The sequence below is a fragment of the Pseudomonas sp. PS02303 genome (assembly GCF_029959925.1).
In the GTDB taxonomy this organism is placed as follows: Bacteria; Pseudomonadota; Gammaproteobacteria; order Pseudomonadales; family Pseudomonadaceae; genus Aquipseudomonas; species Aquipseudomonas mandelii.
In genome coordinates, this window is the sequence record NZ_JASCOM010000089.1 from 1 (window position 1) to 22,755 (window position 22,755).

Below are 22,755 nucleotides of genomic sequence, written 5' to 3' on the forward strand. Positions count from 1 at the left end.
CCGATGCGGCTGAATGCAAGCTCGCTCGCAATTAATCTGAGCCAGACGGCTCCGTCAGTCGCAGTTAATTTGAGCCGAAAATTGCGTTGATTGCGAGCACGGCTGTTTTCGATTGCAAGCCGCTACACCTAAGGGAGACCACGTCACGATCCCAAGGCCCAGAGCATAAGAGGCCTGGAAAAGGTCAGCTTCAGGCTCACGGTGTACGAGGCTGTGTTCGAATTGAGCCGCTGCAATAGGTAGCGCATGGGTGAGCTCGGCTAATGTGACCGCTCGGGAAAGTCGCCACGCTGGAAAGTTAGATAGACCGGCGTACAGAATTTTCCCTGAGCGAGCCAAATCTTCGAAACCTCTGACGATTTCTTCCACCGGAGTTACACCATCTGGGTGATGTGCCCAGTAAATGTCGATCCGGTCGGTTTTAAGACGTCTTAGACTCGCTTCTACCGAGGTCACCAAGGCACGACGGCTGTTACCTGTAGCAAGCCTATTCGCGTTGGCTGCAGCACCGTTGGTGAATTTCGTGGCCAGCACGAAATCGTCTCGTCGTCCTTCAAGCAGAGTTCCGAGCAACTCCTCAGACTGACCGAATTGATAGATATCCGCTGTATCGACGAAGTTGCCACCGGCCTCTGCGTAGGCGTTAAAGATCTCCGCACTGGAGTCGGGATCTGCGCCGTAGCCCCAGCCAGTGCCGAAATTCCCTGTGCCGAGTGCGAGTTCTGAGACACGCAGCCCGGAATTGCCGAACGCTTTGTAGTTCATAGTTATCTCCGCATGTGCTGTAGATGCACTTGAGTCAACGAACGCAGCGGCTGCTGCTACTGGGGAAAGCTTTGCTGTCACGGATCGAGCATCAAGCCACGCCAAACAATGTTGGCAGGATTGTTGAGGGTATTGGATTCAGGCTTTTTTCGAGTGTCCCCATTTTGTACCAACGGTGCGCTCGCAATCTGTCCGCTCAATTCCCTCAAGCGTTCCTCAACAGCATTTGCCGTTTGCCTTAGCGCTTTGGCATCTTCGCCAGACAAGAGAGGGGCTTCAGCGGAAAGACCGCTTACTGCAATTTCTGCGAGAAAATCTCGAGTGACGCTTCCTTCCGAAGGTAGAGTTTCATCTAGCGACCCCATGACTGAAGCCGATATCTCGACATTTATGCGGCCCATTTCTGGCTCCTCACCAAACACCAGTTACGCTACGTTTATGACTACTTTCCCTTTGGATCTTCCCTGTTCGACATATGTGAGTGCCTCAGCGATAGACGCGAATGGGTAGACTTTGTCGATAATCGGTTTGATGGCGCCCGACTCAACCAAAGAAGTGATTTCTTTCAGTTGTGCGCGGTTGGCGCGCATAAAAACGAATGAGTATTTAACCCCGGCTGCGCGTGATGCTTTTCGAATGCCAAGGCTAATCAAGCGCAGGATCTGCCTGACTGGCCAAGACAACCCTTCTGCTTGGCCGAACTCAGGCGTTGGGGGGCCGGAGATTGATACGAGTAGGCCCCCTGGCTTGAGGCACATCACTGATTTTTTGAGAACATCTGCACCTAGGCTGTTGAGTACAACGTCGTAGTCGTTAAGGACAGCCTCAAAGTCCTGCTTTTTGTAGTCAATAACAATGTCCGCCCCGAGCGCTTTCACCCACTCAACGTTCGGTGTGCTCGTAGTTGTCGCGACGAAAGCGCCAAGGTGCCTGGCCAACTGAATAGCGATGCTACCTACGCCTCCAGCCCCAGCGTGAATTAGTACCTTTTGGCCCTTCTTCAGCTTTGCTGTCTCGACCAGAACCTGCCATGCCGTGAGCGCGGCTAAAGGCAGTGAAGCGGCTTGCTCCATGCTGACGTTGCGAGGTTTCAAGGCTAAAGCGACCTGGTTAACAGAAATAAGCTCAGCAAATGTTCCGATGCGATCTTGCGGGGGACGCGCATAGACTTCGTCACCAGGTCTGAACAGGCGGACATCTGATCCAACGCGAACCACAACGCCGGCCAAATCATTTCCCAATATCAAAGGAAAGGTGTATGGGAGAATCTGTTTGAATTCTCCTGTTCTGATCTTCAAATCCAGAGGATTGATGCTTGTAGCGTGTATTTGAACGAGAACGTCGTTGGCGCCGACTTTTGGTTCAGCTAACTCACCGATACTTCCACTGCTCTTGCCGTATTGGTTGATATAAAAAGCTTTCATGTTAGGTCAACTCTTAGTAGCCGAGAGCGGCGAGGTTGGTGGCTGCCCAGTGTTTGGGGGCTTTCAAGTTCTCAGGAATGTCAATGCCTTGGGAACGAAGTCAGCGTGATGCTGGAAAATTCCTCCATGTCCGGCGTCTTCATAAATGATCAGTTGAGCGTTGGGAATGCGGCTGGCCAGCTCAGTCGAGTTCACAGTGGGTACCATGATGTCGCTGTCGCCGTTGGCAATAAGGGTTGGAACCTGTATGCGACTGAGATCTTGAGGCGACTGGCGACCCCAAGCAGTTATTGCCCTCAGTTGTCGCATGAACGCTGATGGGGTGGGGCCTTTATCGCGTTCTTTTGTTCTCTCCGTCAGGCGTTTTAGAAAAGCGCGCGCCGCACTCTGACCGTTAGCCGATGGGGTGAAAAAAAGGTAAAACTTTGGATCGCGCATTGTCACTAGGCCCTTCAGCATCAACGGCCAAGCCACAGACCACACTTTGTCGATGCCCTGGCCACCAGCAGGCCCGGTTCCGGTCAAAATGAGTTTTCGCACAATCTCAGGCGCTTTTAGCGCGATGTCTTGCGCTACAAATCCACCGAGTGAGAAACCCAATAGATCGACTTTCTGGAATCCCAGAGTGCGTATAACCGCAATCGCGTCGTTTGCCATTTCGCTAACAGTTAAAGGTGCGGTTCCACCAGAGCCGCCGATTCCGCGATAGTCAATGGCAATGACCCGATGCTTCTTAGCTAGACCGTCAACGATTCGAGGATCGAAGTTATCCAGGACGGCGCCCCAATGGTTCAATAGAACGAGCGGCGATCCGTCTCTCGGGCCCAAGTCCCGGTAGGCAAATGTTGTTCCTTCTACATTGACCCACAGGTTGGCGGATTGGACGAACAGCCCCTGCGGCCCAGGATGATTATTTGTGGATTGAGCGGTCATTTGCGCACCGTGTCCGTTTGAGGTACAGATTGGTGAGAGGAGAACAATGTGCAGCTAACGCTCTGCCTTTAGGGCTCTGTGTGAGCGTTTGCTGCATCACGGTCACGCCTTATTTTTTATAGCGCTTGGCAACTTCGGCTTGGCGGATATCTGCCAACAAACCCTGGCGGGCAGTCTGTAGAACATCCCAGTGGGCCTCGTCTTGTACAGGTGGTATGGTCACTGGTTCTCGGCGATCAAAACCAACCATCGCGGCATCAACTAGGTCTCCGACTTCCATTATTTCGCTAATGGCATTGATGTCGTAGCCTCCGCGCTCCCAGATTTCGGTACGGGTCGCGGCTGGCAGTACGGCTTGGATATACACGCCTTTGGGGGCGAGTTCGAGGCTCAAGCCTTGTGAGAGAAAAAGCACAAACGCCTTGGTTGCGCCGTAGACCGACATTCCATATTCCGGTGCCAGTCCTACGACCGAGCCAATATTGACAATCGCTCCACTGCCAGCTTGTGACAGGCGAGGGGCTATGGCGCTGGTGAGTCGTACTAGCGCAGTCGTGTTGAGTGCGACTAGGTTGGCAACGCTGTCAGTGGATTGCTCAGTGAAGCTACCGGATAGAGCGGCGCCCGCGTTGTTCACAAGAATGCTGATACTGGCGTCGTCGCGAAGGCGAGTTTCGACAGTCGTCAAATCGGAAGTTTGAGTCAGGTCAGCCTGGATCACGTCAACGGTAACACCGTGTTGCTCGCGCAGACGGGAAGCCAAAGCGTCCAAGCGGTGTTTGTCACGGGCGACCAGCACCAGGTTGTGCCCGCGTCCTGCGAAACGCTCCGCGTAGGTTGCACCGATTCCGGTGGAGGCGCCGGTAATCAAAACGGTTCCAGGGATGCTCATAATAGGATGCTCTTTAATTGATGTCGGTTAACGATTCAGTCGCGATTACTGCTCAGCCTTGCTTGGAACTGGACTCGGCAAGTGTCGGGTAGTCGATGTAGCCAGCCGCACCGCCGCCGTAGATAGTCGCCGGGTCGAATGCGGACAACTTAGCGCCGGTCTTGAGCCGCTCTACCAGATCAGGGTTGCCAATGAACGGACGACCGAAGGCGATCAAATCCGCTTTGTCATCGTTGAGTTGCGAGGTTGCGAGATTCAGGTCATAGCCATTGTTGGCGATGTAGGTGTTTTTGAAGCGATGGCGCAGGGAGCCAAAATCAAAAGGCGCGACGTCGCGCGGCCCGCCAGTTGCACCCTCTACCACGTGGATGTAAACCAGGCCCAAGGCATCGAGCTGGTCAACGACGTAGTCAAATTGTGGTTGCGGGTCACTGCTTGAAATACCGTTGGCTGGTGACACTGGAGAAAGACGAATACCTGTTCTGTCGGCACCAATTTCTTCTACTACAGCGGCAGCGACTTCGAGCAGCAAGCGAGCGCGGTTTTCAATGGATCCACCATAGGCATCTGTGCGCACGTTGGAGCCGTCTTTGAGGAATTGATCCAACAAATAACCGTTTGCACCATGGATCTCTACGCCATCAAAACCAGCTGCAATCGCATTTGCCGCTGCAACCCGAAAATCATTCACGATCCCTGGCAGTTCGCTGGCATCAAGGGCTCGGGGTTCGGAGGCGTCCTCGAAGCTGTTGTTGACGAAAACCTTCGTCGCGGCTCCCAGGGAAGAGGGCGCCACTGGCGCGGAGCCATTAGGCTGAAGGTCAACGTGGGAAACGCGCCCTACGTGCCAAAGCTGCATGAAGATGTGCCCGCCTTTCGCGTGAACGGCTTGTGTGACTGCGCGCCATCCTTCTATCTGCTCCTGCGTGTAAATCCCTGGCGTGTCCTGATACCCCTGACCTTGCTGCGAGATTTGAGTGGCCTCGGAAATCAGGAGGCCGGCAGAGGCCCTCTGGCCGTAATAGATCGCAGCAAGTTCACTTGGGACGAAACCCGATCCTGCGCGGTTTCTCGTGAGCGGTGCCATCACGACTCTGTTGGAGAGTGTGAGTGAGCCAAGTGTGTAGGGCTCAAACAAGGTCTTGTCGTTCATATAGATTCCATGCTCGTTGATCAATGACGGTCATCTGCTCCCTCGCGGCAAAGATACGCTGCAGGGGCTTTTATGATGTCGACCATAATCAAAGGTGTCAACAGTTTTGATTATGGTCGACATCAGAGTATAGTAAGGCCAACATTAGTTAGGCTAAGGGGGGCGCAATGAAGATCACCAAAACGCAATCACTCGCCAACCGGGCTCACATTGTGGACACAGCTTCAGAACTGTTTCGTGAGCGTGGATACGATGGTGTCGGTGTGGCGGAGCTGATGGCCACTGCTGGCTTTACTCAAGGCGGCTTTTACAAGCACTTCGGTTCCAAGGCTGATCTGATGGCTGAAGCTGCTGAAAATAGCCTTTCGCAATCGCTCGCCCGTACCTCCGACCTCGATGTGGCGGGTTTCGTAAACATGTACGTATCTAGGGATCATCGAGACGGTCGAGGCGAGGGTTGTACGATGGCGGCACTTTGTGGTGACGCTGCGCGTCAGTCAGATGACTTGAAGGCAACCTTTGCCACGGGTATAGAGAGCACGCTGGCTGCGCTCGAGGAAAAGTACCTAGAGGGTCTGGATGTGCCGAAGCAGGATGCTCGAGCGAAAGCGATTGACCTGCTAGCGCATGCAATAGGAGCTGTCATGTTGTCGCGGGCATGTCCGGATGACTCTCCTCTTGCAGATGAGATACTGGAAGTTTGCCGAACCCAGCTATTGACGTCGTTATCGGTCAAGGACAGCAGCCAGGATCGCAGCCGCAACAAGTGAATTGGACGCTTTAGCCTTTGTTTCCTCCAGAAGTGATGTAGTACCTACGACCCCTGGGGCCTATACAGACGTTTCCAGAAGAGCAGGGCAAGGTGATCCGTAACTTTGAGCTACCCTAGGAATTTTCTGAGCGCAGGTCGCGCTTTAGAAGCGGCGTCGCAGTTCGCCGCGTCGCACACGCTTTTGAACGATAACCATTTATCTGGCTAGCCATCCAAGCTGATGCGAGCCCAATCATTCTTCTTTTCGCATACCTGTACCTTCTCGCCGCGTCTCACGTTGGAGATTACCCTGCAACCCAGCTTGTCACGCAGATTCAACCTATCCGCGTTTACGAACTGATTGACTGGTAGGGTCTGTGCTGGCTGGGTTGCTGTTAACGGAGCAGAAACTAACATACTCCGGGTAGTCTGTTGGCTAAGCGGGGCCGGAGTTGGAGGCGTGTCTTTTCCCCCACGGCCCAAAGGACTGCGAATAGAATCAGAAGCGAGATGAACCGTGACTCAGATTTTACACGCACATCCTTTGCCTTCGTTTAGCTTGCTCCCGACGGTCGCTTTCCATAGTGCAGTAGTGACGTGACTGATAGCTTAGCCAAGCCTCCACTTTGCGCAGCCTGCCTACCTTAAAGATTGTTGGCTTTGCCGCGTCTATTATCTCGAGTAGTCGTTATTTCTCTAATGGGGATTGGCACCACGTGGCAATGATCTGAGCGTCAAGAGCAAACCTGACAACAACATCTGCAGCAGTTATATGGTGATCCGCGCTATATAGCTGTCGACCGCCTGCAGCCAAGCCACGCTTCGTCGCCCAGTGAAGTCAAAGATGCTCTTGCTGCCGATAAAACTGGTGGTGTGAATTGCCCCGGATTAACTAAACCTTGCACGCTCATTGCCCCCATAGGGTTGAAGTCGATACCCGGTGCTGCTCTCATTAATTCACTCGATTTCTCCAGCAGCTTAAGTGGGTTTGATTAGGGCAAAGAACGTGCTCTAACGTGAGGCAGAGATTACTTCAGTTGAGCTGATTGGATGAACCAACCACTATGCTGCAGCTTTCGGTTGTCCATGAGAGGAACTCTTTGGGAAAACCAACAGCGTGTCGGAATGGTTAAGTCTGCCGAGCTTTTCCGTAATGCTGATCGATCTCCTGGTAAATTGGATAAGTCGTCGCAAAGAGACTCGATTTGATCCTTTTGTAAACCACGGGTAATAAACACCAGCCGGCTATACCCATCTGCGAATTCACCTTCTGTAGGCCAAGCGGGCAATCTTACGAGCGGATAAGCGATGTCTTGTACACATTGCACGACCAGTGGTCTGGAGTCATCAGCTGCTAACATCAAGCCCTTAACTCGCAGCAGGTGTTTACGGTATTTGCGCAGTATGTGCCCCATCACGAGTGAGAATCCGAACCAGGGGACTTCCTGGGTAAAGCGAACGACAAAACTTTGGGTTTCACTGGTGTGATGCACACTGGAATTGTATGTGCTGGAGCGCCAAATGCTTCTGTCGTTTTGCTCTGTAACGGCTTTGCCATCGTTGCTGACTTGTCTCAGACTCACCTCTGCTCCCTGCGTGAACTGAGTGCTCGCCATCCAGGTCGGGAGGCTTATTTTCTGCCGGTGCGCGTGCCCATACAGGCCATTGCCGGCCAATAGATCGAGGGGAGCCTGGCCTCTGCGCACAAGCGTTTGTGCAGCATGGGCATTGAGTTGTGAAAGGCTGGCTTGCAATTGCTCCACGGCCTGGGTTCCCGCCAGGTCGCACTTGGTTATCAAGAGACGATCCGCGGCTACGATTTGTCGCGTGGTTTCAGAGTAGTCTTGAAGCTGCTCCTGTCCATGGGTTGCGGAAACCGTCGTGAGAACGCCATCGCACAGGTAACGGGCGCTGACAAAAGCATCCTCCATCAAGGTATAAATAACCGGCACTGGGTCTGCCAGGCCGGTGGTTTCGATAATGACGCGGGTGATAGGTGCAATGTATTGGCGGGCACTTCTCTCGGACAAAGACTTGAGTGCACCAACCAAATCTCCTTGGGTGCGACAGCACAGACAGCCTGAATCCAGCAGCACAATCTGATCATTGATATGGTCAACCAAGTGATGATCAATACCGACATCACCAAACTCATTGACCAAAAGTGCCACGCCCGACATGCCGGGCTGGCTGGCCCAGTGGTTCAACAGTGTGGTCTTGCCCGAACCGAGGAAGCCCGTCAGGACAGTGACAGGAATACGGTCTACTGCGGCTTTTTTGAGGGCGTAGGCGGCGGGAGAAAGGTCAGGCGTCGAGGTCGTCATGATTGGATGAGTCTCCATGAGTTTGTTTTTTTTGTTATAGATGGGCGTCTCCACGAACCCTAAACTGCCGGGTTCGTGGAGAGCGCCACTTAACGTTGCATCAACCTACTCAGGCGCGTCTGCGCAGTAACTCCAAGGTTTCCAATACAGTCTCGGGATGAAGCCCGGGATTAACTGATGCAAAGTAAAACTCACCTTCGGCCAGAGGATTGGGAACGCTGTGAGTGAACTCGGCGCTGATATCCCTGCCTCGGGACAACGATCCAGTGTTGGCTCCTGCCTCTGTAATCACGGTGTCGAACTCATCCAGCCCGCTATCAGGTACCGAGGTACCTGGAGGCAAGCGCAGGCCAAGCGACCAACCATAGTGCCGCACCACGTTGACGACAGAACTGTAGCGCTGCAGGTCGGCGGCGCTGAAGGCAGAATCACCTGCAGCTTCCTCCAATAACACTCCGCTTACAGGGGTGGTGGACACTGCCCGCAGCAGATCGGCCAGATACATGCTGGCATCCTCTACGATGTCAGCATCCGGTGTTTCGTCAGGTTGGTCGGCCAACCAATTGGCATGGCGCAACCAATGCCGTGGTGAAGGCATGGCAATCACCAGTGGCACCCGCCCCCGCAACTGAGAGTCCACCGCACCGATGACTTCAGCGAGCAATGCCTTGGGCTCCTCCTCGGCCAACAAGGCGCGCAACGCTGTCGTCGGACGCCGCCGCTTGGGAAGGCGGCTTTCTAATCCACCATTACGGGCTATCCATGAATCGAATAGCTCGCCTACCTCCAGGACTGCGACATCCGTTTTGAGTAAACCGTGGGCCTGTGAAAACCAGGCGAGAAAACTCGCAGAGCTAGTCCAGACATCGGCGTCTGCGCTACCTTGCAGTAGACGCCGAGTGTAGGCTGAGGATTTAAGCCATATACGTATGGCTCCGTTGCCTGCCGGTAGAGGCAAATGCTCGGCAAATGGCGTACTCATCTTTTTTCATCCATTAATGCTCCTACTGCTGCAAGCCGGTTTTCCAGTTCTTCGATACGTACATCTTTTGGATGACGCATGTAGTTAGGCATGGGTTCGTTGGCATGGCGGGTTTTGTCCGGAGTGCCCATGTAGAGTGTTTCGGTGTCGTCACCCCAGCAACCGAAGAATGGAAGATGAGCAGGTGGCTTTGGTTTGTTCCAGGACTTGATGAACTCCGCGTAAGGGATGCCACGGGAGAGCCGGTCTTTGCGTTCGTTGTCGCGTAGCGCCCGAGTCGCCTGATGGTCGACAATGAGGGTGTCGGGAGCAATTTTGACCTTGTACAAACGCTCAGCCACACCATGTGAGATCAGCTCTTCTTCCAGGTCTTTAACGACCAAAGCCGGATCGCGTTCCAGCAAGTCGCCGTAACCCGCACCGGCCCCTTGAGAAATCATGAACAGCTCGCCGCGATTGGAAATCTCAAAACCCATGCCCATGTGATGGGTGGTGTAAGTGGCTCCATCAAAGGACTGATCGTTCATGATCTCCTCGATGGAGTGCTTGAATTTTTCTGGTTCATTGAGCAGCACATCGTAGACGTCCACGCCCTTGACCTTGGACAGCGGATAAGTGCCACAGGCATATCCCCCAAACAGACCCTGGAGCGGGGGAACCTTGGCACCTTGGGCGGTGGTCATGAAGCCCCATTCTTCACTATCTTTGGTCGCCACAATCATGGTGTAGCCCTGGCCGCCACGAAACTTGCCCGGGGCGATAGCGTCGCGGGTCATTTTCTTGGAGACCAGTTGCAGGAACGGTACGTCCTCTTCGTTCAGTTCTTGCTCGCCGACATCCGCCATGGTGGCGAAGATTGGCTGCAAGCCTGGCTCGCCATCCATGTCCACGCGTGCACCACCGCCCATGCCGTTGAGGTCAGCACACAGGTTGCCAAGCGTCTCGCCATGCTGGCTGACCCCGCCCCAGATGAAGGTGTTGATCATGTTGAAGCTGGGTGCATGGACTTTGGTGTATTTTTCCGGGCAGCTATAGAGGAATTTGGCGACGGCGTGTTGGCCGGCGGTAAATCCGGTGAATATGGACATCAAACTCTGCGAGTTGGGCGCGTTGTAAGACGAGTTGAGGATAGAGAAGGGGTCGGTGATTACTTCGATGGGCGCAAAGGCCGCTTGCCCACGGGGCAGATCGGGCCAGATGTAGCACATTACCAACTGCGAGAGCATGCCCTTGAGTCCGGCGAGGACGGTGTTAGTCGGGCGGTTGGTAAATTCCGGTGCAGAGCCACGGAAGTCGAAGATAAGTCTGTCGCCCTTTTTGGTCAGTTGGCAATTGATTTTGGCGATGCAGTTTTCACGCAGCGTGGAGTCTTGAACGATGAACGTGCGCACGGTCATGTCAGGCCATTCGCTGATACGACGTTTGACTTCGGTGCGCACGTTTTCCATGGTCAAGCGCAGGGTGGCAATCAGGGCATCCGGGCCATCGGTTTTGAGGACATCCTCAATGCGCTGCTTAATGCGCAGGCAGCCATAGAGTTTGACCTTCATGTCCTCGTACTGGAGCTTGGGCTCGCGTACCGAGTTTTGCAGGAAGGTCAGCAAGTCGCGTTTGATCTGGTAGTTTTCCACGACCTTGAACGGGCTCATTTTCAGCCCTTCATCGCTCGGGCTTTCTGCCATAGACGGCATCCCCCCGGGTTCGATCGCACCGTTTTCGCCTTCATGAACCGTGGCGGCTACCCAGCAAACCAGTTTTCCTTCGTGGAAAATCGGAAGGATCATGCTCTGGTCGGTGTTGTGTACGTTGCCATAGCGTGAGTCATTGTGAATGAAGCCATCGCCGTCGCGGACACCCACAGTAGGTTCGTTGATCCAGTTCTTGATGATGAACTTAATCGGATGGTGCACCAAGGCTGAAAACAGCAGCACGCCGCCAGCACTGGCGATTGCTAGATCCCCCGATGCTGAGTAGACGCCGGTGATGACATCGCCCCATTTTGCACCCGGGGCGGCACCCATCTGTTCGACCATCTCATAGCCTTCGTCACATCCCGATTGCAGGCGGTCACGAATCTTCGCGATTGTGTGGGTGTCATTTTGTTTGTGGATGCTGATGTCTTCTTGTTCCGAACGCTCCATCAAGTCATGGTTGTTCATGATCTCCGGATCCGGGGCGAGGAATAGCGTCGTGTCCTCAAGGAATTTCTTGATCAGCGCAGCATCTTCTGGACTGGGAGCCTGGCCGGGTGTTTTGATCGAAATATCGTTCATGTCTGGATCCTTTCTCGAGTTTTTTAAATTCAATTGATCAATGGGTGGATTGATCGCGAAGAAACCAAGAGGCGTTCTGCAGTGCCGCGACGAAGTTCCATCCAGGGTTAACCAGGAAGGTGGTGACTTCAGAGGCCACAATCGCCGGCCCACGTATTTGCACTCCAGGATCAATATCTGAACGATTCCAGACCGGTGTATCAAAGGCCTCCTTGTGGCCTGCGAAGTAGCATTGGCGAGTAGACGAAGGTGCTGGTGGTTGTTTGCGCTGCTCTAATGGCACTGGCTTGATGTTGCCAAACTGCACTGTCTCATGGTGCACATAAGCAGCCACTCGGATGGTGTTAATGCGGATACCGGCTTCTGGGGCTTGTGATCCTTCTCCGAATCGGCTGCCATAGTCAGTGGAAAACTGGGCTATGAGGGCCAATACATCGGCAGGGCCATGCACCGAGTGCTGGGGAATGACTGCCGTTGTCTGGACTAACTGGTTGCCGTAGCGCATGTCCAGTTCCAGGTTGTGACGGATGTCCTCGCGCTCGATGCCTTGGCGCAAGAGGTCTTGAGTGCCGCGTTCCTTGAGCGCCGCCACGATATCGTTGAATCGGTCGTAGTCGTCGAACAAGTGACGCGTGTTGGAGTCGTACAGCACCATGTACAGAGACTTTTCGTGGATATGTAGCTGGTGAATATTGCCCGCACCTACGGCTGAGAACACCGAGCTGAATGGCGGAGCAAGGATCCTGTCAATGTTGAGGTTCTGCGCAATGCTGCAGCAGTGCAACGGGCCGTTGCCCCCATAGGCCAGCATGGTGAAGTCTTTGGGGTCGTAGCCTCGAGCACGCAGTTCCGTGAACAGGCCGTTAGCCATGTTGTCGTCGACTTTCTCGCGGATGAGCAAGGCTGCCTCGATCACATCGCAGTCCAAATCTTCGCAGATGGTGTCTTCGATGGCCGTCACGGCCCGTCGCGCATTGAGGGGAATGGAACCTCCTGCATAATTTTCTGCGCTGAGGTAGCCGAGTACCAAGTCGGCGTCCGTCACCGTTGGCTTCAAACCGCCACGGTCGTAGCAGGCAGGGCCAGGGTCAGATCCCGCTGACTCGGGCCCACATTTAACGGTGCTGTACATGCTGTCAAAGCTCGCGACCGAGCCGCCGCCTGCACCCAAGGTCACCAGATGCACCATAGGTACCGAGACCATCCAGCGGTCGATGACGGGGTTGAAGTCGTAGTGCTTGATGCCCCCATCGACCACAATACCGATGTCGTAGCTCGTACCACCCATGTCAGTCGCAACGACGTTTCCGAGCGCCGCCTGCATGGCCAGATGCTCTGAGGCGGCGATACCCGATACCGGGCCAGAGTGGATAGTTTGCAATGCGTCGGTGGAGTTAAGCTGGGCCATGCCGCCCGAGTTATGAATCACCAACATCGGCTGTTCGTATTGGTGCGTACGCAGGTTTTGCTCCAGCGTCGAAAGCGCATGGTACATGGTGGAGTGAAGATATCCGTCGATGATAGCCGAGGCTGAGCGTACGTATTCACCCTTACGACCCGATACCTGGTGCGACAGGATGATTGGAATAGCTCCCAGCAAATGGGAGGGATATTCCTCCTGCAGAATCTCTTCGATACGTTGCTCGTGTTCCGGGTTGACCACGGAATTGAGTAGTGAGACGACAATGATCTGTGCGCCTCTATTCACCAGTTCGCGGATCTGCAAGCGAACATTGTCTTCATCAAGGGCCATGACGAGCTTGCCCTCGAAATCCAGCCGCTCGCGAACGCCTCGAATCATGCTAGGTAGCACCAGTGGATCAGGTCGACTGGCGTTGGGTATGTCCGTTTGGCCGAGGATGTCCAGCCCCTCGCCATAGCCGCGACCACGGCTCAGAGGGACAGTTGCCTCATAGCCGCAGGTCACCAGCATGCCGATTTTGGGGCCCTTGTGTTCGATCAAAGCGTTGGTGCCCAGGGTGGTCGCATAGCGAACCGAATCCACGCTCGAGAGGACATCGGCCAATTCCAAGTTAAGCGTCTTGCAGCCTTTGCCCAGTGCTTGATTGAAACCCAGTGCGAGGTTGTGATGGGTGGTCAGTGCTTTGGTTTCGATGTATTTGCCATCCCAAACCACGAAGCAATCGGTGAATGTCCCACCAATATCGACAGAAACTCGTCTCATATCATTTCCCTTTTTCTTGTAATTGAGTGGAAGTGAATTGCTTAGTGTTTGTGGTCGTCTGAGCGCTGGATTACAGCAGGGCCGACGCTTACTTCGAGAACTTCAGGACGGCTCGCCCACTGTGTGCGCAAGGCAGGCAGATCAGGCTGCATGTCATGCAGAGGAGGGTGACCAGGAGGGACATACTCGGTTTCTACCTGGGTACCGCATTGGGCACAGTAATACTCAAGAATGCGTACCCATTCCGGATCGGGGCTGAACGTGTATCGATATTTTTCCGGTGCCAGGATAGGTGGGTGGATATCCCGTGGATCACGGTCATATACCAGCATGCCTTCCTTGTATCCCTTATGGGCTGTACCGATGACGTGGTCGCAAACCCGACATTCCCATTGCTCCGCATCCAGGTCTAGGCGCAGGTATTCGGTCATTAATACTTTCATGTTCATGCCTCCCTGTTCAGTAAGATGTCTTGGTGGTCGCTGATGACAAACGTCCAACCGTCGAGCACCTTGCAGGTGAAGAAGTCCTCTTCGATGATCGCGGGCCCTTGGGCAAAATCGCCGACTTTCAAATCAGCTAATCGATAAACCGGAACATCAACGCGACCATTATTGCGAGTCAGAACATTGCGAGTCGTACTGGAGAGGGCGGCAGTTGTAGGAACGAATCGAACCGGCTGATTTGCGTCTTGACGCAATTGTTTGACAGCGGTGACTTCAAGTTCGGCGATGTGAGCCTCAGTCAGTGCAGATTGATAACCCGACTCACTTTGTAGTGGGAAAATGAGTTCCTGGCCTTTGGTATCGGTTATGACAAGGCGCGATTTGATGACGTAGTCGTCGGCTTGAAAGCCTTCAGCGAACATATCGCGCCCGGCCTTCAGACTCAGCTCTGTCAATGCGTCTTCAACATGGCCGTGGCTACGTTGGTCAGCGTCCAGCACCACGCTGTAACGATGGGAGATATCACAGGTGCCGATGCCGAACGCACTGAACACTGCTGCCATGTAAGGAACCGCTACACGATTGATGCCGGCGTTCTCGGCCACGCCACAAGCATTGAGAGGGCCTGCTCCACCAAAAGCAAGCAGTACGGTTTCCTGGCTGACTTGGGTGACGCGCAGTATCTCACTGGCAATCTTGGCCTCATATGCGCGCTCCATCTCCCTCAGGGCAGCGTCCGGCTCCAGGCCCAGAGGAGAAGCGATATGGATGGAGATAGCGGTCGCCGCGCGATCCAGATCCAGTTGCATGCCTCCACCAAAGTAGGATTTTGGATCAAACAAACCCGAGAGCAAGCTGGCATCGGTAATAGTTGCTTGCGTGCCGCCTCGACCAAAAGCCGCAGGCCCAGGTACAGCCCCGACACTGTCAGGGCCGATCACGATTTTGTTATCGACCACTTTGAAAATCGAACTACCACCAGCACCGGCGCTGGTGATTTCACTCAGAGGGAATGAAACACTGATACCTTCAACCCGACCTCGCCGCACTTCGGACACGCTTCCCTCGATGCATTGGCCGATGTCAGTGGTGGTACCGCCGACATCTATAGCAACAACGTCACTCATCCCATAACGGATCGCAAAGGATTTCATACCCTCCATGCCGCCACGGGGCCCGGAGCTGTAGGTTTTCACGGCGACAGTTTTGGCAACACGGGACGCATCGCCGTCGTTGCGAAATATCAGCAGTGGATTTTTCGTGTTGAAACCCCGGAGCCGATTTTCCGCATTGAACAGAAACTGCTCCATTGCAGGGTGCAGAAAGGAGTTAATCAGGGCTGTCCAAGTGCGGCGTACTGGATCCGCATCCATGCTCAGGTCACTGCCATAGAGCGTAGGGACAGCGCCAAGTAGATGGCGGGGGTATTTGCGCAGCACGACTTTGCGGAAAATATTCTCCAACGCTTCGAAGTTCTTGTCAGAAAAACTGACGACGATGCGGTTGGCGCCCGCGGCGGTGAGAGTGTTTATGGATTTTACAATCTCCATCTCCGCATGCTCGATGCCCAGTGTTGAGGTGTCCAGCAAACTGACGCGTTGGCCCACCAAGGCATCGTACAAGTCAACATCGTGCTGTTTTATCAGTTCTGAGAGTTCACTGTCGTTGAGACTGGTGATCAACCCGAGCTTAGGGCCCTTTCTCTCGCATATTGCATTAGTGCCTTGAGTTGTGGAGTAGCGGATCAGGTCTACTTCCTCAAGCAGCCGCCGTACATCGGGCTCCCCATAAAGCACGCCGGAGGCTTTTTTCAGTCCTTCAAAAAAACAGTTGCTTAGATCATAGGGAGTGGTGAGTACCTTGGTCTTCTTGACGTCGGTATCAGTGAGTATGCAGATGTCGGTGAGTGTTCCACCGTTATCAATATTAATTTGTAATGTCACGGGTCTATGTCCTTTTGTTTGTTATCGGTCGAATGGTGTTGTTATGCACCGTCCTCCGTATTGCCGTTGCCGGCTTAGGCTCTTGAGCGTGTGACGCTTCACTGCATGTGAGCAGCTTCTTTGCGGCTGCGAAGTAAGAGAGAGCAAACGGCATGCCATAACGTCGATGATATTTAATCAATTGATTTCTATGGTATTAATTATTGACTCTAAGTTTTCTTTGAGCGGGTTTATGGGTAAACCGTTTGATTCTCGGACGGATGAGTGGATGATTTTCGTTCGATTCCAAGGGGAGGCATATCTGGATGTCGTTCGGGCATTGAACAAACCAATGCGACGCCGCTGATCTTCTTAATCTGTGTGTGGGGGTGCGCGCGTGCGGGTGAAGGGGTACAGTTAAGACACACCTCTATGAGGTGCGTGGTTTGAATGGGCGTATTGTACTTTTAGCTCTCGCCCTGAAAACCAGACAGGGACATCAATAATAAGAATAGAGGGTGTGTCTATGAATGCTCCGTACCTGGAATTCGGCTACCCGAGACCAGAACACGACGGTCAGGTATTGGCCGCTTGGGAGAGCGTCCTCAATGGCGCTGAAACACCTGCTTCGGTCTTGCGCTATCCAGTGGGCGACTCCTGGAGGCGCTGCCTGGACAAAAACGTCAACCCTACGCTTCGACACGCGCCGGAACCGGTAAATCGGGCGCAACTCGAGACCATACGCGACAGTCAGGCGCGCCTACTGGACGTCAGTACGGAGGCCATGGCGGTGGCCAATCAATTTCTTGCCCAAACCGGAACGATCATTGTATTGGCCGATAGCAGCGGCATGATTATCGAAACAGGCGGTGACCTGCAGACCCTCAAAAGCGCGGAACACATTCATCTGCTTCCTGGCAGTCCGTGGAGCGAAGATATTTGTGGGACTAACGCGATTGGCACCGCGCTGATGCTGCAACGTCCTGTACAGGTTCATGCCGGTGAGCATTTTTGTGAAGGAATCCAGCGATGGACTTGTTCTGCCACAGTGATCCGCGACCCGTCTGATGGCCATATACTTGGGGTACTGAACGTTTCGGGAGAGTCTCAGACCTACAACCGCCATACGCTGGCGCTGGCCGTCAGCACAGCTGAGCGGATTGAATTGGCCTTGGCCAACCAAAAAGCCGAAACCGGCTATCGGCTGCTGGATGCGTCATTGGATCTGTGGCGGGATAGAGGCGATTGCATCATGTTGTTTGATGAAAAAGGCTTCCTGATAAAGGCAAATACTCATGCCTATGGTGCGTTGGTTGCTCGAGGCGTAGATATCAGTTTCACTCGTGATTTTCGACTGACTTCACTCTGCCTGGATGATAAAGGACGATTGACAGATGTCTTGCCACAGTGGCTGTCAGTCGACTGGCTGCAGCCGGTTGTTGCACAAGGTTTGCGTTTGGGAACATTACTCCGTATCCCCTGTAAATCCCTTGGCCGGCCTGGTGTTGACAGAACGGCCGACCATAGAGAAATGGAAACACTGGTCGGATTTGACCAGATCACCGGCAAGAGTCCGGCGCTGGTCGAAGCTCTTCGCAAAGCCAGACAATTGGCCTGCTCCAATGTACCGATATTGCTGCAGGGAGAAACCGGGGTGGGCAAGGAGGCCTTCGCCCAAGGCATTCATTATTCCGGCGTGGGTAAAAATGGCCCGTTTGTTTCCATCAATTGTGGAAGTCTCTCCAAGGATTTGCTCTCCAGTGAATTATTTGGCTACGCCGAAGGCGCATTTACCGGGGCTCGTCGTGGAGGTATGAAGGGCAAGATAGAGGCGGCAAACGGGGGCACTCTGTTCTTGGATGAAATCGGTGAAATGCCCTTGGACTTGCAGAGTTATCTGCTGCGGGCACTGGAGGAGGGGGAAATATATCGACTGGGCGAGACAGAACCGCGCAAGGTCAACTTTAGATTAGTTGCAGCGACACACCGTGATTTACGTGAGGATGTTACAAATCAACGCTTCCGAGGCGATTTGTTCTATCGAATAGCAGTGACAAGTGTTGGAATTCCCCCATTGCGTGATCGCAAGGAAGATATTCCAAGGTTGGTGGAGCACCTGCTAACCAGCTTGGCCCATCGACACGGTATTCCAGTACCCTTAGTGGAAGACGAAGTGCTGGGCTATCTAGTTGCTTATTTGTGGCCGGGTAACGTCCGGGAATTACGTAATGTGATTGAGGGCATGTTGCTGATGGGCGGGGAAGTCTTGAGGCGTTCTGATTTGCCTTCCTATGTGCACGAAGTCGCGATTGTGCGCAGCGACAGACCCGTAGGTAGCTTGAGGGAAAGCGAGTGTCAGGTCATTGCCAGCACAATTGAGCGTTATCGAGGCAATCTTACTCTGGTAGCCAAAGAGCTTGGCATAGCTAAAAGCACTCTTTACTTGCGCATGAAGCGTTACGGAATTAACCGTCAAGCGTAAGGCTACTTTTCCCACATTTACATCAGGCACAATGGGGTTGAAGTCCCCATTGAAACTGGATCCACAATTAACTGATCGCAGCTTATGCTGCCAACACCGCACTGTTGCTCAAGCGTTTAGCGCCGGCGCTTTTAATTTTTGCGGGGCTATTGCCCAACTCTGCCGTTGGAGGGGGCTGCTACCAATTCGACCCCATATCAAGTGAGGACGGGGTTCGCTATCGAGGCCAAAGAGTAGCCGTCCCGCTTTTCGGAAATGCCTGCAGACAGTGCTGAGAAAGCAGCTCGCTCCGGGCTACTTGAGCTGAACGGCTTTCCGCAGTGGCTTTCCAAGCTTTTCGGGTTGTACTCGCGTCTTATCCAAGGTCTGCGTCCGGGCATCACGCCTTGAGTGATTGAACTGGCTGTCATTTATGCTTAAGCATGCTCGATTTCACTCGCCCACTACGTCAGCAGGCGCGTGAGATCATCCTTTAGATCGGCGTAGATGACTTGGTCGGACGCACACAGACAAACACTTGATTCGATTCCTCCATCATTTGCTTCTTGCGTCATAGTCAGTGGTGGATCTGCTTCCATTCTCAAATCTAAAGGGATACCCGTCTTTGTCGTCTTCGGAGAACTGTTAATTAATGGCCAATATGCATTTTGAATGCCGAGGGTGCGGATTCCACGCCATCCGGACACTCAGCCCACAAACATCCGGACACTCGTTCCACGCTCATTCGGACAGGCAGTCGGAGCGCAGCGACGCAGGTTTGCATTGTTAGTCTGAAGTCTCTGTCGACGTCAATTTCGTCGCGCGCCTACGCATTGATTCACCCTTCAGCTCGATCCGATAAGCGTTGTGCACCAGCCGGTCGAGGATCGCATCGCCCAAGGTCGGATCGCCGATCAGCGCATGCCATTTGTCCACCGGCATTTGGCTGGTCACCAGCGTCGAGCGGTTGCCGTAGCGGTCGTCCAGCAGTTCAAGCATGTCGCGCCGTTGCGCAGCGGTAAACGGTGCCAGGCCCCAGTCGTCCAGGATCAGCAAGTCGGTCTTTGCATAACCCGCCATCAGTTTCGCGAAGCGGCCGTCGCCGTGGGCCAAGCCCAGTTCTTCCATCAAGCGCGGCAGGCGCAGATAGCGCACGCTGTAACCGTCGCGGCAAGCTTTGTGGGCCAGCGCGCAGGCGAGCCAGGTTTTGCCTACGCCAGTCGGGCCGCCGATGATCAGGTTCAGGCCGTCGCGCAGCCACTGGCCGCTGCCCAGTTGCAGGATCAAGGCCTTGTCCAGGCCGCGCGGGCTGCGGTAGTCGATGTCTTCCAGGCAGGCGTTATGGCGCAGTCGTGCGGCCTTGAGGCGAGTCGTCAGGCGAGCGTCTTCGCGCTCGGTCAGCTCGCGGTCGACCATCAGACCGAGGCGTTCATCGAAGCTGAGATCGTTGATGTCAGGCGTTGCGTGCTGTTTGCCAAGCGCCTTGATCATGCCGTGCAGGCGCAGGGTTTGTAGCTTGTGAGTGTCGGGTTAGGCAGCATTTTGGTGCTCCTTTTCAGGTCAGTGGTAGTAGCCAGGGCCACGCAGGTTGATGTGTTCTTCGGGCAGTAACGGCAGGTTTTGTTGGGCCAGCGGCAGCCGTTCCACCCCTTGACGCAGGATTGATTCAAGGCTTTTGTAGCTGCACGCGCCCAGTGCCAGCGCTCGCTGGCAAGCGGCTTCCAGCCGCTCTTCGCCGTGCTGTTTGCTCAGGCGCAGGATGCCCAGGCAGGCGCGGAAGCCGTGCTGCGGATGGATTCGGCGTTCGAGGATGTAGGCGATGACGCCGGCCGTATTCGGGCCTGTCTGCTCGGCCCAGTGGATCAGCCGTTGCGGTGTCCACTCGGCGTGTTCGCGGTGGCTCTTGGGCATATGCTCGGTTTGGGTGGTGTGGCGGCCTTTATGTGCTGAACGCAGATGGCTGGCCACGCGCTGGTTGGCGTGGAAGCACTCGACGGTCTGAGCCGTGAGCCGTACTTCGAGTTGGTGCTTCACCAATTGGTACGGCACCGAGTAGTAATGGCCGTCGACCTCGACGTGGTAGTCGATGTGTACGCGCACCTTTTTCCATTCGGCGTAGACATACGGATGTTCTGGTAGCGGTTGCAAAGCGGGCTGGTCGATGGTCTCGAAGGCTGAGCGGCGTGAGCCGGGCAGCTTCTTGAAGGGCTTCTGATTGAGGCGATCCACAAGCAGCGCAATGGCTGTGTTGAGTTCGCCCAAGGAGAAAAACTGTCGGTTGCGCAGCACCGCCGGAATCCAGCGCTCGACCACTTGCACGCCGACTTCGACCTTGGCTTTGTCCTTGGGTTTTCGTGAGCGAGCGGGCAGCACGGCGACGCGGTAGTGCTCGGCCAGATCGCGGTAACTGGGGTTGATATCCGGCTCGTAGCGATGCGCCTTGGTGACACCGCTACGCAGATTGTCCGGTACTCGGATCTGCGATGTACCGCCGAGAAAGGCGAAGCAGCGCACGTGCGAGCCCAGCCAGTCGGGCAGTTTCTGCGACCAGGTTGCCTCGGCGAAGGTGTCGCTGGACGCGCCGAGCACGGCGACGAAGATCTGGGCTTGGCGGATCTCTCCTGTTCGCCGGTCGATGACCGGCGCGGTCTGCCCAGCGTAATCGACAAACAGCTTTTCGCCGGCACGGTGTTCCTGGCGCATGACCACATCAATCTTCGCGGCCCAGAGGCGGTAGTGCTCGCAGAACCAGCTGTATTGGAAGCCTTGCGGATGGGCGAGTCGGTACTCTTGCCAGAGCAAGGCCAGGGTTACACCGGGGCGGCGTAGCTCGGCGTGGACATGAGCCCAGTCGGGCATCGGGCGCTGGTCGCTCGGCACCGGCACTGCCGGCGGGAACAGGTGTCGGTTCAACTCCGTATCATAGATATCGATGGGCAACTGAAGCCCACTGGCGGCGAACCGGCAAAGGTAGTCTCCCGCGCTTGAATGGCCAATGGATAAGCTTCTGGCGATCTTGCGCACGGACAGGCCGGCGTCGAACTGTAGGCGTAGTACCTCTCGGATTTTACGCATGGATATACGCTCCACGACGACCTCTTCGCTTCGAGAAAAGAGGTCGATGGTAGTGAATAATCTTGCGTGACTGCCTGCCTGAAAGTGTCCGAATGACCGTGGAATCGGTGTCCGGATACTCGTGGAATGAGTGTCCGGATGGTCGTGGATTCCGCACCGAGGGAATATTCCAGGAGCGACCGATGGGTGAGAGTTCGTGGAAGCCAAGTGGGACGGTCACGACTGGGTAATGCTCGAAGGTGTCCTCTACGACCTGTCGATCTTTCAAAGCGGCTGCGCCACTAAAACGCCAATCAGCCTCAAAACCTTCATCAGCCAGCAGTTTGGTAAGGGTAAGGGAGTACTAGCTTGCCGGTATGCATGGAGTTTTGTCCAAATTTGTTCTCAATGGGGTGTGTCCGGCCAAGTCATCTACTCAGCGCCGCAAAACCAAGTTAGCTCCCGCCAATTACCACGAGTATAGGTATTGGGAGCGCTAGCTCCAACCAATTGGACGTCCAACACATTTGGGTTGTATACCCGTTACTGGCTTAAGACACCTAATTCTTGGTGTACCAGTCAAAGAGTTTTTTCGGATATTGAAAGCAAGATCGAACAACGGGCGTTTCTTTTAGAAGTTATCCTCAACGCTGATGCTGATGAGCTACGGCGGCTGGTTGCGTTTGTAGGGAAGGTTCGTAAGTTACAGAAGAGGCCCTAGCGTAAACCTTCTATCACGCTGCGGCTCAAGCAAACCAATAATTAGATCTAATCTTGCATGACAACAGCATATTCAAATTTTGTCGTCATCAAGCGGTAAAACTTTGGCCCTATACAACGCTAAAGTCCAACCCAAGCCCGTCCAACCTGCGAGAAGGTTCAGTTCGAAAATCGATGCTCGTGCCTTGGGCTTAGTCCTGATAGAGTATATCGCTGGAAAAAAGTACAAGGCCATAGTGCTGGATGTGAAAACCATCCTGGCAATTATCGCAACTGCGCCATCTCCTTCTTTGCACAGATAGCTGACAGCACACACCGGAATCAAGATTGCCAGCCCGAAAACCTTCATTAAAACGCCCTCTGAGATAGGTGTCATCATGCCGATGAAGGCATTATGACATCGTTCTGTGGGGGGGGGGGGAGGTAGATCGAATACGGTAAGGGATATATCTTTATCTTAAACACATCTC

The 22,755-nt window shown here is 54.3% G+C and carries 15 protein-coding genes and 2 pseudogenes; 2 read left to right on the forward strand and 15 right to left on the reverse strand.

Translation table 11 applies throughout. The features are described from left to right. Positions 1-126: 126 nt before the first annotated feature. The 6 genes and pseudogenes from QMX98_RS18905 to QMX98_RS18930 form a co-directional block, all read right to left on the reverse strand. A pseudogene (locus tag QMX98_RS18905) lies at positions 127-765 on the reverse strand (aldo/keto reductase); the annotation flags it as partial. 77 nt (positions 766-842) lie between these two features. Further along, positions 843-1,166 carry a hypothetical protein gene (locus QMX98_RS18910; protein ID WP_282411235.1) on the reverse strand — a complete coding sequence of 108 codons (324 nt, stop codon included), beginning with the start codon at positions 1,164-1,166 and terminating at the stop codon, positions 843-845. A gap of 24 nt (positions 1,167-1,190) precedes the next feature. Then, on the reverse strand, positions 1,191-2,189 hold the full coding sequence (locus QMX98_RS18915; RefSeq protein ID WP_282411236.1) for an NADP-dependent oxidoreductase: 999 nt from the start codon (positions 2,187-2,189) through the stop codon (positions 1,191-1,193). 63 nt (positions 2,190-2,252) lie between these two features. Further along, a complete protein-coding gene (locus tag QMX98_RS18920; protein ID WP_282411237.1) occupies positions 2,253-3,122 on the reverse strand; it encodes an alpha/beta hydrolase in 870 nt (289 codons plus the stop codon). 109 nt (positions 3,123-3,231) lie between these two features. After that, entirely contained in the window at positions 3,232-4,014 is a 783-nt protein-coding gene (locus tag QMX98_RS18925) for an SDR family oxidoreductase (protein WP_282411238.1), read from the reverse strand. A 52-nt stretch (positions 4,015-4,066) separates the two neighbouring features. Beyond that, positions 4,067-5,167: an alkene reductase gene (locus QMX98_RS18930; RefSeq protein WP_282411239.1), complete on the reverse strand. Its 1,101-nt coding sequence runs from the start codon at positions 5,165-5,167 to the stop codon at positions 4,067-4,069. Positions 5,168-5,334: 167 nt separating this feature from the next. Between QMX98_RS18930 and QMX98_RS18935 the strand changes: the two genes are divergently transcribed. Then, positions 5,335-5,937 (forward strand): TetR/AcrR family transcriptional regulator, encoded by a 603-nt coding sequence (locus tag QMX98_RS18935; RefSeq protein WP_282411240.1) that lies wholly within the window; start codon positions 5,335-5,337, stop codon positions 5,935-5,937. Positions 5,938-6,946: 1,009 nt separating this feature from the next. Here QMX98_RS18935 and QMX98_RS18940 read toward each other — a convergent pair. The 6 genes from QMX98_RS18940 to QMX98_RS18965 form a co-directional block, all read right to left on the reverse strand. Beyond that, on the reverse strand, positions 6,947-8,242 hold the full coding sequence (locus QMX98_RS18940; protein WP_282411241.1) for a GTP-binding protein: 1,296 nt from the start codon (positions 8,240-8,242) through the stop codon (positions 6,947-6,949). Positions 8,243-8,351: 109 nt separating this feature from the next. Further along, positions 8,352-9,224, reverse strand: a complete 873-nt coding sequence (locus QMX98_RS18945; protein ID WP_282411242.1) for a hypothetical protein — start codon at positions 9,222-9,224, stop codon at positions 8,352-8,354. Then, complete coding sequence (locus QMX98_RS18950; RefSeq protein WP_282411243.1) at positions 9,221-11,650, reverse strand: hydantoinase B/oxoprolinase family protein; 2,430 nt, start codon at positions 11,648-11,650, stop codon at positions 9,221-9,223. Before QMX98_RS18950 ends, QMX98_RS18945 begins: the two co-directional genes overlap by 4 nt. Then, complete coding sequence (locus tag QMX98_RS18955) at positions 11,535-13,682, reverse strand: hydantoinase/oxoprolinase family protein (RefSeq protein ID WP_282411244.1); 2,148 nt, start codon at positions 13,680-13,682, stop codon at positions 11,535-11,537. The genes QMX98_RS18950 and QMX98_RS18955 overlap by 116 nt, the downstream gene beginning before the upstream one ends. A gap of 41 nt (positions 13,683-13,723) precedes the next feature. Continuing rightward, a complete protein-coding gene (locus QMX98_RS18960) occupies positions 13,724-14,125 on the reverse strand; it encodes an acetone carboxylase subunit gamma (RefSeq protein ID WP_282411245.1) in 402 nt (133 codons plus the stop codon). A gap of 2 nt (positions 14,126-14,127) precedes the next feature. After that, positions 14,128-16,071: a hydantoinase/oxoprolinase family protein gene (locus QMX98_RS18965; protein ID WP_282411246.1), complete on the reverse strand. Its 1,944-nt coding sequence runs from the start codon at positions 16,069-16,071 to the stop codon at positions 14,128-14,130. 505 nt (positions 16,072-16,576) lie between these two features. Between QMX98_RS18965 and QMX98_RS18970 the strand changes: the two genes are divergently transcribed. Continuing rightward, the gene (locus tag QMX98_RS18970; protein WP_282411247.1) at positions 16,577-18,532 is read left to right on the forward strand and encodes a sigma-54-dependent Fis family transcriptional regulator; all 1,956 of its coding nucleotides are present in this window, start codon (positions 16,577-16,579) and stop codon (positions 18,530-18,532) included. 765 nt (positions 18,533-19,297) lie between these two features. Here the strand turns inward: QMX98_RS18970 and istB are convergent. The 3 genes and pseudogenes from istB to QMX98_RS35105 form a co-directional block, all read right to left on the reverse strand. Further along, a pseudogene (gene istB, locus QMX98_RS18975) lies at positions 19,298-20,052 on the reverse strand (IS21-like element ISPsy14 family helper ATPase IstB). A gap of 19 nt (positions 20,053-20,071) precedes the next feature. After that, on the reverse strand, positions 20,072-21,586 hold the full coding sequence (istA, locus tag QMX98_RS18980; protein ID WP_282411248.1) for an IS21 family transposase: 1,515 nt from the start codon (positions 21,584-21,586) through the stop codon (positions 20,072-20,074). 772 nt (positions 21,587-22,358) lie between these two features. Next, the gene (locus tag QMX98_RS35105; protein ID WP_348967362.1) at positions 22,359-22,664 is read right to left on the reverse strand and encodes a superinfection immunity protein; all 306 of its coding nucleotides are present in this window, start codon (positions 22,662-22,664) and stop codon (positions 22,359-22,361) included. Between the last annotated feature and the right edge of the window lie 91 nt (positions 22,665-22,755).

Coding starts and splice junctions, on each gene's coding strand:
- QMX98_RS18910 (WP_282411235.1), bottom strand. CDS start 1,166: ATGGGCCGCATAAATGTCGAGATATCGGCTTCAGTCATGGGGTCGCTA.
- QMX98_RS18915 (WP_282411236.1), bottom strand. CDS start 2,189: ATGAAAGCTTTTTATATCAACCAATACGGCAAGAGCAGTGGAAGTATC.
- QMX98_RS18920 (WP_282411237.1), bottom strand. CDS start 3,122: ATGACCGCTCAATCCACAAATAATCATCCTGGGCCGCAGGGGCTGTTC.
- QMX98_RS18925 (WP_282411238.1), bottom strand. CDS start 4,014: ATGAGCATCCCTGGAACCGTTTTGATTACCGGCGCCTCCACCGGAATC.
- QMX98_RS18930 (WP_282411239.1), bottom strand. CDS start 5,167: ATGAACGACAAGACCTTGTTTGAGCCCTACACACTTGGCTCACTCACA.
- QMX98_RS18935 (WP_282411240.1), top strand. CDS start 5,335: ATGAAGATCACCAAAACGCAATCACTCGCCAACCGGGCTCACATTGTG.
- QMX98_RS18940 (WP_282411241.1), bottom strand. CDS start 8,242: ATGACGACCTCGACGCCTGACCTTTCTCCCGCCGCCTACGCCCTCAAA.
- QMX98_RS18945 (WP_282411242.1), bottom strand. CDS start 9,224: ATGAGTACGCCATTTGCCGAGCATTTGCCTCTACCGGCAGGCAACGGA.
- QMX98_RS18955 (WP_282411244.1), bottom strand. CDS start 13,682: ATGAGACGAGTTTCTGTCGATATTGGTGGGACATTCACCGATTGCTTC.
- QMX98_RS18960 (WP_282411245.1), bottom strand. CDS start 14,125: ATGAAAGTATTAATGACCGAATACCTGCGCCTAGACCTGGATGCGGAG.
- QMX98_RS18970 (WP_282411247.1), top strand. CDS start 16,577: ATGAATGCTCCGTACCTGGAATTCGGCTACCCGAGACCAGAACACGAC.
- istA (WP_282411248.1), bottom strand. CDS start 21,586: ATGCGTAAAATCCGAGAGGTACTACGCCTACAGTTCGACGCCGGCCTG.
- QMX98_RS35105 (WP_348967362.1), bottom strand. CDS start 22,664: ATGATGACACCTATCTCAGAGGGCGTTTTAATGAAGGTTTTCGGGCTG.